This is a genomic window from Lyngbya sp. PCC 8106 (assembly GCF_000169095.1).
GTDB lineage: Bacteria > Cyanobacteriota > Cyanobacteriia > Cyanobacteriales > Microcoleaceae > Capilliphycus.
On record NZ_AAVU01000014.1, the window covers coordinates 116,687 to 134,011 of the forward strand.

Annotated in this window: 12 protein-coding genes; 6 read left to right on the top strand and 6 right to left on the bottom strand. The window is 42.1% G+C overall.

Annotated elements, in window-relative coordinates; genetic code table 11:
• Positions 1-8 precede the first annotated feature (8 nt).
• Both pap and L8106_RS11665 read left to right on the top strand, forming a co-directional pair.
• Positions 9-1,508 (top strand): polyphosphate:AMP phosphotransferase, encoded by a 1,500-nt coding sequence (pap, locus tag L8106_RS11660; protein ID WP_009784501.1) that lies wholly within the window; start codon positions 9-11, stop codon positions 1,506-1,508.
• Between the two features lie 265 nt (positions 1,509-1,773).
• Positions 1,774-2,760: a YdcF family protein gene (locus L8106_RS11665; protein WP_009784502.1), complete on the top strand. Its 987-nt coding sequence runs from the start codon at positions 1,774-1,776 to the stop codon at positions 2,758-2,760.
• Positions 2,761-2,933: 173 nt separating this feature from the next.
• On the opposite strand, the gene L8106_RS11670 is transcribed toward L8106_RS11665, so the two are convergent.
• Positions 2,934-3,218, bottom strand: coding sequence for a hypothetical protein (locus L8106_RS11670; RefSeq protein ID WP_009784503.1), 285 nt, complete (start codon positions 3,216-3,218; stop codon positions 2,934-2,936).
• Between the two features lie 189 nt (positions 3,219-3,407).
• On the bottom strand, positions 3,408-6,173 hold the full coding sequence (locus L8106_RS11675) for a phycobilisome rod-core linker polypeptide (RefSeq protein ID WP_009784504.1): 2,766 nt from the start codon (positions 6,171-6,173) through the stop codon (positions 3,408-3,410).
• 444 nt (positions 6,174-6,617) lie between these two features.
• Here L8106_RS11675 and L8106_RS11680 point away from each other — a divergent pair, with 444 nt between their 5' ends.
• Complete coding sequence (locus L8106_RS11680; protein ID WP_009784505.1) at positions 6,618-7,859, top strand: bifunctional 2-polyprenyl-6-hydroxyphenol methylase/3-demethylubiquinol 3-O-methyltransferase UbiG; 1,242 nt, start codon at positions 6,618-6,620, stop codon at positions 7,857-7,859.
• Positions 7,860-7,975: 116 nt separating this feature from the next.
• The gene (locus L8106_RS11685; RefSeq protein ID WP_009784506.1) at positions 7,976-8,623 is read left to right on the top strand and encodes a GerMN domain-containing protein; all 648 of its coding nucleotides are present in this window, start codon (positions 7,976-7,978) and stop codon (positions 8,621-8,623) included.
• Between the two features lie 176 nt (positions 8,624-8,799).
• Here the strand turns inward: L8106_RS11685 and accB are convergent, their stop codons facing one another.
• Positions 8,800-9,339 (bottom strand): acetyl-CoA carboxylase biotin carboxyl carrier protein, encoded by a 540-nt coding sequence (gene accB, locus L8106_RS11690; RefSeq protein WP_009784507.1) that lies wholly within the window; start codon positions 9,337-9,339, stop codon positions 8,800-8,802.
• Positions 9,340-9,447: 108 nt separating this feature from the next.
• Positions 9,448-10,005: an elongation factor P gene (gene efp, locus L8106_RS11695; protein ID WP_009784508.1), complete on the bottom strand. Its 558-nt coding sequence runs from the start codon at positions 10,003-10,005 to the stop codon at positions 9,448-9,450.
• Positions 10,006-10,166: 161 nt separating this feature from the next.
• Here efp and L8106_RS11700 point away from each other — a divergent pair, with 161 nt between their 5' ends.
• Positions 10,167-11,315 carry a peptidylprolyl isomerase gene (locus L8106_RS11700; RefSeq protein ID WP_039896083.1) on the top strand — a complete coding sequence of 383 codons (1,149 nt, stop codon included), beginning with the start codon at positions 10,167-10,169 and terminating at the stop codon, positions 11,313-11,315.
• A 95-nt stretch (positions 11,316-11,410) separates the two neighbouring features.
• On the top strand, positions 11,411-11,788 hold the full coding sequence (locus tag L8106_RS11705; RefSeq protein WP_232228467.1) for a hypothetical protein: 378 nt from the start codon (positions 11,411-11,413) through the stop codon (positions 11,786-11,788).
• A gap of 83 nt (positions 11,789-11,871) precedes the next feature.
• Here L8106_RS11705 and L8106_RS11710 read toward each other — a convergent pair whose 3' ends face one another.
• Both L8106_RS11710 and L8106_RS11715 read right to left on the bottom strand, forming a co-directional pair.
• Complete coding sequence (locus L8106_RS11710; protein ID WP_009784511.1) at positions 11,872-15,351, bottom strand: GAF domain-containing protein; 3,480 nt, start codon at positions 15,349-15,351, stop codon at positions 11,872-11,874.
• A 61-nt stretch (positions 15,352-15,412) separates the two neighbouring features.
• Positions 15,413-17,299 (bottom strand): AAA-like domain-containing protein, encoded by a 1,887-nt coding sequence (locus L8106_RS11715; RefSeq protein WP_009784512.1) that lies wholly within the window; start codon positions 17,297-17,299, stop codon positions 15,413-15,415.
• Between the last annotated feature and the right edge of the window lie 26 nt (positions 17,300-17,325).

Genomic DNA, 17,325 nt, shown 5'->3' on the forward strand with positions numbered 1-17,325 from the left:
CTAAATTCATGCTCGATACTCTCGATCTCAATTTATCTCTCGATAAAGAAACTTATCAGAGCCAGATAGAAAGTTTAATGCAAAAATTGCGATCGCTGCAACAAACCTGTTGGGAAAAGAAACTCCCGGCTATTATTGTCTTGGAAGGTTGGGCTGTCGCCGGAAAAGGGGCGCTAGTCAAAAAAATGGTCGGCTACATGGACCCGCGAGGATTTATTGTTCATCCCATTTGGCCGCCAACCCGAGAGGAACGTCGCTATCCGTTTCTGTGGCGATTTTGGCAAAAACTCCCCGCCCAAGGTCAGATAGGCATTTTTTACCACAGTTGGTATACCCACGTTCTCGAAGACCGACTCTTTGAACGACTTCCTGAAGCTGAAGTGCCGATGGCGATGCGACAAATTAACGCCTTTGAACGTCAGATGGTCGATGATGGTGTTGTTGTTGCGAAATTTTGGATTCATCTTAGCCAAAAAGAACTCAAGCGCCGCCTCAAAAAAGCCGCCAAAGATGAGTTAAAAGCGTGGCGAGTTCGTCCTGAAGATTGGCAACAAGAAAAAAATTATGATACCTATTTAGCTTTCGCTGAAGAAATGTTGATTCATACCAGCACAGGCGCGGCACCTTGGATATTGATCGAAGGCGATAGTCAACGCTATGCTCGGATTAAAGTTCTCTCAGCAATGGTTGCGACCCTCACCGAAGCATTGGATAGGCTACAGGTTCAGCTTCCCCCCATCAGAACCCCGCTACAAGACCACCTAGACCCCACTGAGCCGAATCCTTTGGGGCAAATCGATTTAACTCATTCTCTATCAGAAGACGACTACAAACACAAACTCTCCCAACAACAAGCCCGTTTGGGTAAACTCCAAAGAGAGATTTATGAACAACAAGTTCCGGTGTTGGCTATTTTTGAAGGGTGGGATGCAGCCGGAAAAGGCGGAGCGATTAAACGGTTAACGGATATTTTAGATCCCCGTAGTTACGAAGTCCAACCCTTTGCCGCCCCGACTGACGAGGAGAAAAGCCATCATTATCTTTGGCGGTTTTGGCGAAGTTTACCCTCTGCGGTCAAAATCGGAATTTTTGACCGGAGTTGGTATGGTCGAGTTTTGGTTGAACGAGTCGAAGGGTTTGCCACCGATGAAGAATGGCGACGGGCCTATCGAGAAATCAATGAATTTGAAGAACAACTGACCCGTGCGGGTTATGTGTTGGTGAAGTTTTGGCTACATATCAACTTAGACGAACAACTGAAGCGCTTTCAAGCCCGTCAAGAGAATCCTTTTAAAGAATATAAGCTCACCGATGAAGATTGGCGTAATCGGGAAAAATGGCCTTTTTATGAAGTGGCGGTTAATCAGATGATTCAACGCACTCATACACCGACAGCACCGTGGACTATTGTGGGGGCTAATTGTAAATATTCGGCTCGGGTGCAAGTGGTAGAAACAGTTGTAGAAGCCATTCAACGTGAGTTAGAACGTCGCTCCAAACAAAAGTAGTTCGCGTAGACGGGTGAGGTATTTTAGCTTTTAGATAGAACAATAGTACCATTGCTATAACTGTCGAGGGCTTTCCGCTTCCCTCTTTTTTCTGTAAACTTTAGCCATATCCAAATGGAAATTGTGATCGCGGTTGGCCCTCAAAACAGGTAGACTGCATGAGAGAAAACAGAAACTTCTGTTCTCGACCGATTATATTCAGTGGGATGGTCTCAAGTTTTCCACAAAACAAACGTCTAAAAACTCATCTTGAACAACAGACAAAATGTTTGTACAACTCACTCGACTTTTATTGTTACTCCTCATTGGAACCATCATCTTTAGATTATGGAAACTTTTAGTGAGTAAAGAGGGTAATCTAGTGGGGCGGTTGTGGTTCCTGCTAGCTGTATTTTTATTGCTGATTGCTTTTACCGCACCCGACAGCCCCATAGGACTCGCGATTTTGAGTCTTTTGTCCGTGTTTATTAAGCCGCTTGGTTTATCAATCTTGTTGTTGATTTTAGCGGCGACTCAAATTAATAAGGGGGGAATTTCTAGTCCTGGCCCGAACTTGATTTTAACGGCTTTACTGATTTTAATTCTTTCCAGTATGCCGTTTGTGGCTCAATGGTTGGCTTTTCAATTAGAAAAAACCGCGATTGAAACGGTTCAAACGGATTTATGTTGTGGAGAAAGAGCCGAAGCTATTGTTCTATTGGGTTCGGGAACGACTGAACCGAAGCTTCCCTATGTTACTCAAGTTCAACTGACTCGAATTGGCGATCGCATTCCCTATGCAGCTAAACTCTATAAAGATGGTTTAGCTCCGCTGATGATTGTCAGTGCGGGTTCAAGAAATGAATATTTGCAACCCGTTGTCGAAGCAGACTATATCGCTAGATTACTGGTGGGAATGGGGGTTCCTTCTCGTTCTATTCTCAAAGATACTTCTGAGGGAACGTTGTATGATAGTGCAGTTTCTATTCAACAAATCGCCAAAAAACAAGACTTAGGGCGAGCGATCATTTTAGTCACTTCTGGATTAGAAATGCGACGAGCAAGCTTAACGTTTGCCAGTGTAGGCTTTAAAGTGATTCCAGCACCGACTAACTTTTTTGCGTCTCTCCCAAATGAAAAATACCAGCGACGAGTTTCGGCGAAAGACTTCTTACCCAGTGCTGAAGCTCTTTTGTTAACAACGGATGTAGTAGAAGAATATATCATTACATTCTATTACTTTATTCGTGGTTGGTTAGCTCCGAGTATTTGAGGAATAATCACTCAAAAAACTCCAAGAAATTGAGGATTCACAATTCACAACCCAGTTAAGTTTTAGACTCAACTACAAATCATAACGTCTGATTCGGATAGTTGGGAGATAGAATCCTCAAGTTGTGAATTGTGAATTAACTCTAATTTTTCCGAAATCTTCATTGATCAAATTTAATCATTAGGTTGGGAGAAAGAATTAAAATTCTGGCTAGAGGGATAAAAAGAATTAGGAAAAGGGTTGTCCCCTGTTCCGACTTTATTTCCCACAAAAAATACTAAAGAAAAGAGTAGAATAAATAAAAACCAAATCGAATCCCATTCCTCAGAAGAATTATAAGAAGAGGATCGTCCTCTTTCACGAGTCGGTTTGACATCAAATTCAATTTCAATTCGCTTTCCTTGGACAGGGCCAGAGACTCGAAAGCTATCAACTCTAACTTGTTCACGATCTGACATTGAATTTCCTTGCGCTTCCTAAATAATCACTCAAACTATTTAGTGAATACGGGTTTCCCAAGCGGATCTCCGGATAAGTTTATGAATACAAAAATAAAATTAATACAAAACTAAAAAAAGCCCCCATTCTATAGAACAGGGGAAAAATAATCATCCGCTAAAATTGAGCGATAAACTGAACCGAATTGACTAACTGCGATCGCTTGTAGCCACAGGCTCAAAACTCGGAATCACAATATCACCATTTTGCTTAGTGAGCTGATTGTACAAGCGTTCAGTATTGGGGAAGTTCGCCGCAGGTAAAGTCGGGAAACGACGATAAGGAACCGTATCTTCTCCAAACACCTGAGAGTATTCCATACTATTGACCATCGCCCCAATAAACGCTTTCAAGCCTTGAGAAGCCAAGATTTGGTTATACTTGCGAATTTCCGCTTGGTTTTGAGGCGCCCGACCCAAGAAGTGCTTCGTTCCTAACTCAATCACTTTTGTATTGGGATAAGGGGTATAGAACTCCCGGATATACAGAGAAGTATTACCCAACGACTCAATAAACTCTTTCACCGTAATTTCTCGGTTTCCAAGCTTACTTTCGAGGGCGGTAAACTCATTCTTGACCACATAGGGATCAATATCGCGTTCAAACACCTGACGATAAGCCGCTTGAATGAGAATCTTCAACGCCACCTTATCTTCAGTATTGGTGAGTTTAAACACCTTCGTTTGTTGGCGTCGTAGGCTAACCCCTTGAGAAACACGATTTTGCAGTTCGAGTTCACCTTTTGTATCTTCCGGTGTACCCAGTTCTACAAATCGAGGTGCTGCGGGTTCTGTCACCGTAATCTGCGGCATTTTCTCCGGTAAAGCACCCGCCCGCATGGTTCGCAGTGAAACACCGGCAGGGGTTAAATAACGCTCGTAGGGAACAGTATCTTCCCCAAACGATTCGTTATATTCCGTCGAGTCGATCATAGAATCGACCAAAGCATAAAACCCTTTCTTGGCGCAAATATCAAAGTAAGAATTGATTTCAGCACGCCCATAGGTCGGTCGCCCTAATAAACGGCGATGAATATATTCAACCGCTTTACAGATATAGAGCGATGTCCAATACATCTTACGGAAAGTATCAGACTTGGCTAACATTCTGATAAACTCTCGTACCGTGATGTCACCGTTTTCGAGTTTAATCTCAGCCACTTTGAGGCGTTGACCTTCGTAAACTTCGCGACCAAACACCTGTAGATAAGCTGCTTTGATCACCGCTTGGGTGGAGCTTTCGGAAAACTTAACGCTATTGCCGTTACTGCCGCCCGACCGCTTAAACCGACTGCTGATATAACCGCCCGGAAGCTGATCGAGCTTGAACACTTTCGGCCCTAAGGAACCGGGATTATTCGGGCGAGCGGTGGGGTTGCTGAGTTGGTTATCAATTCCGGCCCCATTGCGAATTAAAATTCGACGGGTATCCTTGCTAAAGGGTGCCGGACTATTTTTGGGGTTACGAGTCTCTTTCGGGAAAATCGCCCCAAACTGAATCTCTAGCGGGTCGTTTCCTTGACCGTAAACGTGTTGATCAGGTAACGGTTGATTGTATGCTGCAAACAGCGTCACAAACTGAGGCACCTTGCGGAAGGGCGCACTGTAGTTAAACAGATCAATTTGCGGCCCCCAGTTGCGGCATTCTTGGGCTTCTTGACCCAATCCTCGTAGATAAGGAACGGTTTCTTCACCGAAGTAGTCGGAATACTCGGTCGAGTCTACCATCGCGTCTACGAGCTTCGCTAAACCACCAGAAGAGATGATCGCGAAGTATTTGCTAAATTCTTCGGGAGACGATAAACCTCGACCTAAGAAGTGACGCGCCGCGAGTTCGACAACCCGACTATTGACAAAGGGTTCATAGAACTGTTTGCGATACAGGGGAGATTTACCCAAGCGACGAATAAACTCCTTCATGGAGATTTCGCCATTTTTGACTTTGGATTCCAAGTCAGAAATACTTTGGCTATAAGCACGGGTAATATCACGCTCAAACACCTGGCGATAGGCGGCTTTGATGATATCTTGTCTTTCGGACGTAGATAAACCGGGCTTCATCGCAAACTTCTGACGACGTTCAGCCGCGTTGAAGTAAATTTGCGGTAACTCTAAGCCTTGTTGGTCGATACTCGGACGCTGACGGAGTTTGGTGGAAGGAGTAGCCCCTTGAAACTCAGAAATCAGCACTTCAAAGTATTGCTTGACAATTTCTTGAGCATCTGCGTTTTGCTTGAAGTACCCCACTGAAGCCCGTCGCATTTCCTGCAACGCCACTAAAGTTGCTGCACTTGAACAAGCGTTTTCAATAATTTCCCGCAGTCCTCGCACGTTAACGGCGATGATATTGGGATCACCTGCCACAATGGAATAAGTTAGATAGCGCAGGAACCAACTTAAATCTCGCAGGGATTTTGTCATGTTTCCAGGGCCATAACGAGAAACGTTAATCGGCTGGAAACCAGGGGGAATAAACACAGCCGGGCCACCACCACCCCCGGCATCAGCAAACAATGACTTTAAGCCGGAGAAAATTCCGCCGCCGCCACTGCCGCCTTTATTATCAATGTATGAGACGGTTCCTAACTTCATCCCTTCGGCGACGCTCATATCTCCTGCGCCTGCCCCTGCCATTGCCATTTCTGGTTCTTCTGGCTTTTCGAGGAAGGCTAAAGGAGAACCACCCGTGAAAATCCGGTTCGCCGCACGAGACACGATCAATTCTGAGTTTTGAGTCAGAACCTGAGCAATTTCTAAACGCAGCGTCCCTGAGCTAAAGAAAGTTGCCAGTTCACCCAGTTCACCTTTTGCCAAGAAGCGATCTTGTTGCTCGGCTTGAGAAATCGTTGCTATCGGTAAAGTTTGATAGAGTTGCGGACGTGCAACAGAGCTTCCACCACTTGCTTTAACACTCATGTGAATCTAATCTGCTCCCTACAATAAAATCGCGACAGTTTTCAATCTGATGGCCTGCGAACGGTAAACAGACTGGGTAAGCATTTGTATGTGCTGACCTTTTCTGTTGATTACAATCCGTTTTAGCCAAATTGTTCTTTCAGATTAAAATAATTTGGGTTGATTACTCGGTTTTTGTTAAAAAGCGTATCGAAACTTATTGTATAGATTTAGGAGAAGTTATCTGAGAAAAAAGAATAAGTTTTATTACAAGGGTTGTTCACGCAGAGGGCAAAGGATGCCGAAATAGCCGCAGTACCGAAGACAATTCACACTTTCGCGCTCTTGGTTAACGGCGATCATCCTGCTACAGTTCTCTGTTGTCAACCGATTTCTTGAGATCGATCTTGCACCGTCCGATACCGTCTGATACCGTCTGATACCGTCTGATAAAATTTGTAAACTATGGAAGAGATTAGCACTGCGGTTCAACGACTTTACGATACTTACCCCTTTCCCCCCGATCCATTACTTGACGAACCTCCACCTGGATATAATTGGCGGTGGTGTTGGCGAGCGGCTTATAATTTTTGTACGGGTCGTACTCCCCCGACAGAAAACATTCGCATTTTAGATGCCGGGTGTGGAACGGGTTCGAGTACCGAATATTTGATTGGGCTTAACCCCCAAGCAACTGTTCTGGGAATGGATCTCAGTGAAGGGGCGATCCGAGTCGCAAAAGAACGGACTCAACGATCCGGTATCTCGACACCCGGAACTCCGGTGCCTGAATTTCGCAGTTTGAGTTTGTATGATGTGGGTCAACTACCTGGTCAATTTGATCTAATTAATTGTGTCGGAGTCCTACACCATTTACCCGATCCGGTTCGGGGACTACAGACTTTAGCCTTGAAGTTGGCTCCGGGTGGCTTAATGCACATTTTTGTGTATGCTGAATTGGGACGGTGGGAAATTCGTTTGATGCAACAAGCGATCGCCCTGATGCAAAGTAAAGATCGAAATAATTACCAAGCAGGGGTCAAGATCGGCCGTGAGATTTTTGAAGCACTCCCTCAAGATAACCGTTTGGTTCAGTATGAAGCTCAACGTTGGGCGTTAGAAAATCAACGGGATGAATGTTTTGCCGATATGTATGTTCATCCTCAAGAAATTGACTACAATATTGAGACATTATTTGAGTTAATTGATGCTTCGGGATTAGAATTTGTGGGATTTTCTAATCGCGGTTATTGGGAGATTGAGCGTTTATTAGGAACTTCTCCAGACCTGATCGAACGAGTTCAAGGACTCAGCGCACGCGAACGTTACCGCTTAATTGAACTCCTTGATCCCCAAATTACTCATTATGAGTTTTTCCTGGGTCGTCCTCCGGTAGCGCGATCAAACTGGTCGAATGATCAGAGTTTACTGGCTGCTATTGCTGAATTGAGTCCTTGTATCAATGGCTGGCCGAATCAAACTTTATTTGATTATGACTACCAATTGGTACAATTGTCCTCCGAGGAATTTGAATTTATGCAGGCTTGTGAGGTCAATACTGGATGGATGCAGTCTGAACAATCTGAAACCTCCAGCCCTCCTCAAAAAACGGTTCAAGAGATTTTGTCTGAAGTCAGACTCGACTTAGAAGGGGTACGTTCCCTGCGATCGCGACAGCTCATTTTGTTAACTCCGAACCCGTCTTAATTTGTCTGATCAACTCAGGTTCTTGATAAAAATGTCGGAATTGTTCGGGTGACAGACTGTAGATATTTTTACGTTGTTGCCCGAAAACGAGGGCTGATTTCAATTAGAAAATAGCGATGAGAGATCCGATGCAAGAGAATGCTAAACCTGTTGGTATTATCGCTGCGATCGCCGCATTATTGATCGCAGTCGGGGGAGGAATTACCTGGTGGACGCTGAGTTATCGCCAAACTCAAGACCCAGATATTTTACCCATTCCTGCTCCGAGTCCCAGTGAAACTGTAGAACCTTCCCCTGTACTCCCCCCGCAAACAGGGGAGCCAACCCTCGAAAAAACGGTAGAAATTTACCGAGTTCAAGATCAAAACGGTCAAATTGCCTGGGTAGCGACTCCGATGACCGTTCAAGTCACAGAAGATAATCCGGCGTTGATCTTAGATGCTGCTTTTAAGGGGTTATTGGCTCAACCAACGGACGAAAATCGTTTTAGCGAGATTCCTCCCCAAACGGAAGTTTTGAGCGTTGAAGCCAATCCTAGTGAGGTCTATGTAAACCTTTCGCCGGAGTTCACCACAGGAGGAGGCAGTGCTTCGATGATTGGACGTTTAGGACAGGTGATTTATACCGCAACCAGTCTTAACCCAGAGGCGAAGGTTTGGATTTCTGTCGCGGGTGAACCTTTGGAAATACTCGGAGGAGAGGGCTTAGAAGTGCCACAACCTGCCACCCGCAAAAGTTTTGAGGCGGAATTTCAACTCAATTAATTTTAGGGATCGGGAGTTTTTTTGTCATTGGTGAGCAATCGCGAAGAATCTTGAATAGACCCTAAGACTCCTCCGTGGTCTGGCAACGCCATCGTTTGACTCAGGGTGACAGAAAAAAGGGGGAGATCAGGAGGTCGGGAGGTGTAAGATCTGACATTTTACCTCTTGCCTTCTGATTATTCAGGATTAATCCGCATTAAAGCTTGACCATATTCAACAGGCGCACCATTTTCAACTAAAATTTCAACAATTTGACCGGAAACTTCCGATTCAATTTCATTCATCAACTTCATCGCTTCAATAATACAAACCACCTGTCCGACAGTAACGCGATCGCTTTTTTCGACAAAAGGCACTTCGTCAGGACTAGGGGAACGATAGAAGGTTCCCACCATCGGAGAAGTCACTTCTACCCATTTAGAACTATCAGACGACAGAGAAGTTGAGCCAACAGATGTTGATGTCCCGCTACTAGAGGATGTTGCTTTTTCAGATTGATGACTTCCTGATGTCGAAGCAACAGGAGACGATGCCAACTCCGAACGAGGAACCCCACCAGTTAGCATAGAATCGATTGGTGACAAAGAGTGATCGCGCCAGGGAAGTTCCTTGCGAACCGTAAGTTCAAAATCGTCACTCTTTAGAGTTAGCTCAGAGATATTCGTTTTATCAATGTCAGCCAACAATTCACGGAGCTGGTTGAGATCGAGTTGCACAGTTGGTATGTCTCCCTTCAATTGATGTTGGATATTGGATATTGAATTGAGCGTGTTTCTCCTAATAATGAACTTAGGATGACCTGCCCTACGAAAAGGATTGCAAGTCTACTCCCGGCCCAAATATGTATCGTTGCGAGTATCGATTTTGATCCGCTCTCCGATGGAAATAAACAGCGGCACCATCACCGTTGCTCCTGTTTCCACTGTAGCGGGTTTGGTTCCTCCGGTTGCGGTATCCCCTTTAACCCCAGGATCAGTCTCGGTAATTTCAAGAACGACGGAGTTAGGCAATTCCACCTCTAAAACTTGGTCATTCCAGCGAATAACGTTCACCTCCATACCTTCAGTGAGATATTTAACGCCATCCCCAATTTGTTCGGGGTTGAGCGGAGCTTGTTCAAAAGTCCCCATATCCATGAAGACAAATTGCTCGCCTTCCTTATAGGTATACTGCATAACACTTTTTTCCAAGTTGGCTTGAGGGACACTTTCCCCCGCTCGGAATGTTCGTTCAAGTTTATTACCTGTCTGCACATTTTTGAGTGTCGTGCGAACAAATGCAGAACCTTTTCCGGGTTTGACGTGGAGGAAGTCTACCACTCGCCAAACTCCCCCGTCTAATTCAATCGTGACACCTGTGCGAAAATCGTTACTGGAAATCATGGAGTTTCTTTGGGTGCAGAAACAATCGGCTTTTTATTTTACCCCTCAACGGGTACTCATCTATAGTGTTGTGCTTGAGTTCTTAATATTCACAGGAGAATTTACCACTCAAGGGTCGCAGTTGACCCGTAATATGAGAAAGTGAATGAAATCGGAGACTTATGCTGCATTGGCTTGATTCTATGATGGAGACTTGCAAACGTTGGTTGAAAACGGGAGTTGTTCTGCTGCTGTTGTGTTCACTCTCAATCGGTTTGAGTGGAGCGTGGTGGGATTTTGGGGGGAGTAGTAGTCAACCCAAGCGAGAGAGTGTTTTACCCCAAGGAAATGCGATTACCGATGGTAAAGCGTTATTGCGTTATGCTCTACCCATTGATAACGAACCTGTACGAAAAATGCAACGCAGTTTAGAAGAAATTGCAACACGCATTCGGGGTAAGCGTTGGAGTCCGATTAAAAGCGATATTGCGATCGCCTCGCGAGTTCTCACAACACAAGAATCTGAATTGTTGGCGAGTATCCCTTCAGATAGACAACCCGAAGCGGAAGCGATTATTAGCCAACTCCAAGGGGGAATAGAGAGTTTACGGGAAGCTTTGGAAGTCAAAGATGGCGAAAAGTTACTCGAAACCCGAGCGGATGTTCTCGCAAAAGTGAGTGAACTTGAGGAGTTAATGGTTGAGGAATTTCCCTATGAAGTTCCGGACGAATACGCAAATTTACCTCAGCTTAAAGGACGAGCTACAGTTGAAATTAAAACCAGTCGCGGAGAGATTACGCTGGTTGCTGATGGCTACAGCGCACCTGTGACTGCGGGTAATTTTGTGGATTTGGTTGAACGGGGATTTTATGATGGTTTAAAGTTTGATCGCGCTAAAGATGCCTTTTATCTACAAGTCGGTGATCCGCCTGGAAAAGAAGAAGGATTTATTGATCCGAAAACAGGTAAAGAACGTGATATTCCGTTAGAGATTTTAGTTCGCGGAGAAACGGAACCGATTTATGGATATACATTAGAAGAAATCGGTCGGTATCGAGATAAACCTGTTTTACCCTTTTCGGCTTATGGGACTGTTGCTTTGGCGCGTCCTGAACCTTTACCCAATGGGGGTTCTTCTCAGATTTTCTTTTTCTTGTTTGAACCTGAATTAACTCCGGCTGGATTAAACTTATTAGATGGTCGCTTTGCTGCGTTTGGATACGTGACTAAGGGCAAGGAAGTTTTAGAAAATCTTCAGCAAGGAGATCAAATTGAGTCGGCTAAAGTGATTAAAGGGGCGGAAAATTTTATCAAACCTCAAGATGCTTAAGCTCAGAAGTTGATTAAACAATCTCAAACTCATTGAACTGCTAATGGCTAATCCTAATTTAATTCACAATTAGCCGTTAGCAACACTCCCCAGATGTGACGACAATCAAAAGTGGTTTACTATTAAAGCTAGAAGTTCATTGGATTTTGAAATTTATGGCTTTCATTGAATATTTTAGTATTGCTGGATTAGGAGTTTTAGTCGGTTTATTGATTTTTCGAGTTGGGGGAAATCAAGACCAAAATCGCAGGTTGGATAACGCATTCTATCAGTTATTAGATATCCAAGATAGTCGCATTTCACTGATTCAACTCGCCGCTACCGCTCAAGTGAGTGCAGAAGTTGCTCAAGATTATCTCGAACGACAAGCGAGGGTTTTTTCTGCTTTACCTGATATTGATGATGAAGGCAATACATTTTATCAGTTTCCCCGATTGAATTTACCCAAAAAAATGAAGCAGCAAGAATGGTAAATTTGAGTCCAGTTCAGAAGGCAGAAGGTAGAAGGCAAAATCTCCCGATCAATCATCTGTAGCAAGTCTTTCAGTATTTCAGATTAGATCTTATTCTGTTCGGTGATATCTCCGAGTGCCTTGAGTAATTCAGCATTTTGTAAAATCACACCGACTTGATTATTGAAAATCTGCATATGTTTTTGATCACTTTGGGTAAAGCTTGTTTGAAATATATCCGGTATAGGAGCATCATTTTTTAAGTCAATATTGATTTCATCTCCTAATTTATTTTTGTTAATCAATTGTGTCACTCCAATTAAATCACCATCAGGATTAAAAACAGGCATACATAACAAACTACAAGTTCGATATCCGGTTTTTTTATCAGTATTCTTGGCTGTTTCGGAGTCAGGATAGTCATACAAATCAAAAGGAATATTCAACGGAATTCCCATTTGAGCTACTTTTCCGGCATAACCTTGTCCGACTTTAATCCGCAGTTCTCGCTGAGAACTATCATCAAAAGTAACTTTTGTCCACAATTCATCTGGTTGATTACGGTCAAGTATCCATAATGTACTGCGGTCTGCATTCATCAGGCTTTTAGCAGCATCCATGACCCGTTTAATAATTTCATCAATTTTTTCTAGGCTGGTCCCTTGAATTGAACGGGTGGCGGCCATTAATGCGGCAGCAACTCGTCGTCCTTGAGCCGTTTTATGGAAAGAACAGAAGCTTTCTAAAATCATCCGAATTAAAGCTGCATTTTCTGTAAATAGTTGTTCATCTTCAGGCGTAAAACTATTTTGATCAATCTTGTCAAAAAGACTATCTGTTGGTTGATGGTTTGGCTTTAATTTATTAATCGCCTGCACGACAGCAACTAAGTCTCCCAATTCATTTAATAGCGGGAGTGCTAACATTGAATAAGTTCGATATCCGTTCTTTTTATCCTGATCTTTGGCAGTTTCTGAACGAGAATCGTCATAAAAATCATAGGGAATATTAATCGTTTTTTTTGTAGCTGCGACTTCACCGACAATTCCTTTATTAGCAGGAACTCGGATTTCTAAAGATCGATTTTCTTCACTTTCAGCAACAATCGACCAAAATTCATTTTGCTCCTCATCTAACAAAAAGATAGTCGTCCGGTCAGCATTTAAAGACTTACCTGTTTTCAGGGTAATTGACCGTAAAGTTGCATCTAAAATCTCATCAAATCCCTGACCATCCATGACTTGATTGAGCATGGCGAGTGTCTTACTGACGATGCTTTGAGGGCTATTTTCTGCCTGATCTTTAATTTGTTTAAATTGTCGGGCATTTTCTAAAGCCACTCCCACCTGAGAATTGAAAATCTTCATATATTTTTGACTATTCGCATCAAAACTGGCTTCAAAACATTCAGGAGGTTCTGGCCAAGTGCTAGGATCATATTCGGGATATTGACCGGGTTTACGGCGATTAATCAGTTGAGTCACGCCTAATAATTCTCCCTCGGGATTATGAACAGGCATACAGAGTAAACTACAGGTGCGATATCCTGTTTTTTGATCGGTTGTTTTGGCGGTGTTTGAGTCGGGATGATTGTAAAGATCAAAGGGAATATTTAATTCTTCCCCCGTTTGGGCGACTTGTCCTGCAAAACCCTGACCAACTTTAATTCGTATTTCTTTGACTGAACCATTTTCAAAAGGTATTTTTGTCCAGAGTTCATCAGTTCTTGCATCAAATAACCAGAGTGTACTCCGATCAGCATTCATTAGTTTTTTTGCTGCATCCATCACTCGTTGAATGATTTCTTCTGTATCTAAACTACTATAAGAAACCGAACGAGTTGCTTCTGAGAGGGCTTCTGAAATTTGGAGTTTTTGGGTGAGTTTATAACTGTCATAGCAGCTTTCTAAAATACGTTGTAAATCGCGAGTATATTCAGTTAGCTCTTTTTTATCTTCTTCTGTAAATCCTCTGGGGTCAATTTGTTCGGTTAAAGCTAAAGTGGGATTATTAAGCTTTTTCAACTTATTATTCAACTGCACAAATGCACAGATATTTTTAGGCTCATTTAAGAGTGGCATTGTGAGTTGGTTGTGAATTTTATAGGTTGTCCATTGATTTTGATCTTGAGCGATCGCTGAATACCAATCTTCGGAAAAATCAAGATGATAATTGAGGGGTTTCCGAAATATTGTGACTCGTCCTGTGGTTTGATTGTTGGCAAAAATTTGTAGTTTTGTTGCTTGACCTCCTGTAGTTTTTGCATTCATAATCCAAATTTCGTTTTTCTCTCGATCAACTAGATAAATCACCATCCGATCAACACTCATGAGTTCAATTAATTTCAACATAATTAAACCTAGAATTTCACTGAGAATGTCATCAAATCCTTTATCATCCATTTTTTTGAGCAAGAACAGTAACTTCATTTCTTGCTGATCAACAATTTCCTTAAAGTCAGGTTGCTGAGTTTTGATTGATTTATCAACCCATTTTAAATTAAATACGGCTGCATAGATCGGATTATAGACTTGAAGGTTATTGTCTCTTTGAACAACTAATCCAGAAAGCCTCAAATCCATTATTTCAGAACTGCTATCTGCTGAAATTTTGTGTTGCTGTAAAATATTTTGATAGACTTTTAAGCGTGAAATATTGTTTTCATCTGGTCGTAATAAACGATCACGAATTGTTTTTAGATGTGGAGGTTCATCTAAAGCTTCCCAGTTATTAATCAATCTTGAATAAACTAATTCACTAATCCATTGATCAACATTCTGAGGTTCTATAAATATTTCTGTAAGATTTTTCTCAAATATTTTATGAATATAGTTACAAATCTTTTGTGTCAGAAAAGGCTGTCCACCTGTCCAATTTAAAATCGATTGTAATACCGTTTCAGGATGACTAATTTTATTAATTAATCCTTGAATTAGAGGTTGAACTTCATCAAATTGAAACCCGTGTAATTCTATTGCCCAACCAATATTAAAGGGAGTACAGGCTTTATCTTGAATTAAGTCGGAAGGGGTGGCAACTCCCAATAATGCAAAAGCAATTGAGCGACAACCTTCACAGTTGCGGATGAAAGCAAAAAAATCATCAGCACAAAAATTTAAACTCAGAATACTGTCAATTTCATCAATAAAAATTACAATCGGTTGATGAACAGATTCAAGTAAAATATCCTCAATAAACTCATTTAAACGATTTAAAGGGGTAAGATAGTTGCGATCTTCTAACCAAGGTTGCAGGCGAATTGACAGCTTAAAACTCCTCACAAGCTGTCGCATAATTCCGGCATACCATTGATCGGGTGTAATATCTTGAGAACCTATTTTAGTCAGATCAATTGCTGCACAAGCAAATCCTTCCGCTTGTAAACGGTGCATTGTGCGTACCCTGAGACTGGTTTTTCCCATCTGTCGGGCATTGAGAACATAACAAAATTCTCCAGCTTTCAATGCTTCATAAAGTTCTTGATCGGCTTGACGAACGACATAACTCGGGGCATCAAAATGTAGATGTCCGCCGACTTTGTAGGAATAGGTAGGGTTAATAGTTTGGCTGAGTGTAGATGACATATCAAATCAGATGGTAGAGAATAATTTGTGTAACACTGAAATCTTTAAAAAAGTTTATTGATCATTTGAAATCTAAAGGCTCTAAGGTGAACCGATGAGAAAAATATTGACGATATAAATCACATCGCGGTGTGACGCGATCACCTTGTAAATCAACTAATCCCATACTATGTAATTTGAAGGCAAGAACTGATTTTAACTCGACCGATTCTCTAACTGTCACAACTTGACTTAATGCTTGTAGGAGTTCTGGATGTTTTTGCAAATTCCATAAATGTCGGCGTAAATGATCGCCGTAAATTCCCGCTTCTGTTGAGGCAGTTTCAGCTAAGTTTTCTAGGGTTAAATGTTCTCGGACAATATGATACATTGCAACTCTCACTAAGTAAGGATGACCCCCAACGATTTTCATCAATTTTTGGATCTGTTCTTCTTGCCAATTTAGTCCATGTCGGTGAGCTAAATCTGCAACTTGTTCGGGGGTGAATTCAGTCAATTCGATGGGTAATCCGACGTTAAATGGAGATTGATTAATATCCAAAGGAATATAAACCTCAGTCGAATGAACAATCACTAAACGCAGTTTTTCCCAGAGATTACTATCTCCGGTTCCATAACCCGCTTCTTCATACCACGCTCTCAATAAACTAAAAAAGTCATCTGCAATATGAGGATGCTGAAAAACCCGATCAACTTCATCTAAACCGAGTACCAGTGGCATCTCCATATCAGGTAAAATACAATCTTCAAAAAATGCAGTACAGTTATCTTTACTCCCAAACATATCAGCCCAATACTCATCGACTTTATAGGGCAACCGTAACTTGCGAGCAATCCGAATACAAAACCAGCGTAATAATTGATCTAAGTTGTTAAACACACTTTGATCGGCGTGCTGAAAGCTCAAAGGAACAGTATTAAAACCCTGTTCTTTTGTATGATATAGTATTCGAGCCATCAAAGATGTTTTACCCATTTGTCGCGGAGCTTTTATCCGAATTAATGCACCGGGAGAGGTGATTTCCTGATAACATTGTTCTTCAAAAGGATCTCGTTTGATATAAAAAGCTGAGGCTAAACGCACTTGACCTTGAGGAAGTTCAGGTTCGGCAACCGGGAGAGGATATAAATCTAAGGTTTGGTTTGAGGCTAGACTAATTTCTCGCTCCCATTCTTCAATTCCAACGGTTTTCCATTCTTCCCAACTCGGAATAGATTTTTTATGGTTTGCCCAATCAATATTTTGAGATAAAAATCTCTTTATTTCCTCAATAATGCTCGCAGTATCAGTGGCTGATTTCCATTCCCGTTGACAGGTTCCGAGTAAATAACTTCGCAAGTCATGGTTAAAGGGTAAACAAGCCGGACAATTCACTCGAATGGGTAAAATAATCGGTTTTCGACTGCCCCGAAAATCTCGCAGTTCTTTTGTTTGTTTGAGTTGTTCTAAAACAATTTCACTAACGCTTGCTTGGGGAGATAACAACAGTAAAAAATAATCACAACGTCGGAGTTGATGATCAATTTGAGATAACCAATCTGTTGTTTTTTTGACTAAATGAGGTTGATTGATCCCAACGGGAGTTACAAACACTTGATGTCCCTCCCCTGCAATTGCCTTCTCAAGTTGAGTGGCTAAACTTGTATCGGGTTCTTGATTTTGGTAACTAATTAAAACTGTTTTGTAAGACGTGTTTTTAAAATGTCTTTCCAGCGGTCTTTTGAAGTTTTTTTTACTAACTTTGTCTGCCAAAACTGTAGAAATTTTCTGCCAAAGTTGATAACCCACAGATTTTTCAATATACTCTGGGTTGTAGGGATAAATCTCCTTATAGGTTTTATCTTGCCACGATCCAATAAAAACTTCTCGTTCTAAATCATTCAACGGTTTGCCGAACTTGGCAAAAATTAGGTCATCTATGTAGTCTAGGGCGGCTTGAGCATCCATGGGTCTTCAAATTAAGTTGAAGGTTA

What these genes read in the sequence shown, in the direction of transcription:
- pap (WP_009784501.1), top strand. Translation starts at nt 9, where the DNA reads ATGCTCGATACTCTCGATCTCAATTTATCTCTCGATAAAGAAACTTAT.
- L8106_RS11710 (WP_009784511.1), bottom strand. Translation starts at nt 15,351, where the DNA reads ATGTCATCTACACTCAGCCAAACTATTAACCCTACCTATTCCTACAAA.
- L8106_RS11670 (WP_009784503.1), bottom strand. Translation starts at nt 3,218, where the DNA reads ATGTCAGATCGTGAACAAGTTAGAGTTGATAGCTTTCGAGTCTCTGGC.
- L8106_RS11680 (WP_009784505.1), top strand. Translation starts at nt 6,618, where the DNA reads ATGGAAGAGATTAGCACTGCGGTTCAACGACTTTACGATACTTACCCC.
- L8106_RS11675 (WP_009784504.1), bottom strand. Translation starts at nt 6,173, where the DNA reads ATGAGTGTTAAAGCAAGTGGTGGAAGCTCTGTTGCACGTCCGCAACTC.
- efp (WP_009784508.1), bottom strand. Translation starts at nt 10,005, where the DNA reads ATGATTTCCAGTAACGATTTTCGCACAGGTGTCACGATTGAATTAGAC.
- L8106_RS11715 (WP_009784512.1), bottom strand. Translation starts at nt 17,299, where the DNA reads ATGGATGCTCAAGCCGCCCTAGACTACATAGATGACCTAATTTTTGCC.
- L8106_RS11700 (WP_039896083.1), top strand. Translation starts at nt 10,167, where the DNA reads ATGCTGCATTGGCTTGATTCTATGATGGAGACTTGCAAACGTTGGTTG.
- L8106_RS11665 (WP_009784502.1), top strand. Translation starts at nt 1,774, where the DNA reads ATGTTTGTACAACTCACTCGACTTTTATTGTTACTCCTCATTGGAACC.
- L8106_RS11685 (WP_009784506.1), top strand. Translation starts at nt 7,976, where the DNA reads ATGAGAGATCCGATGCAAGAGAATGCTAAACCTGTTGGTATTATCGCT.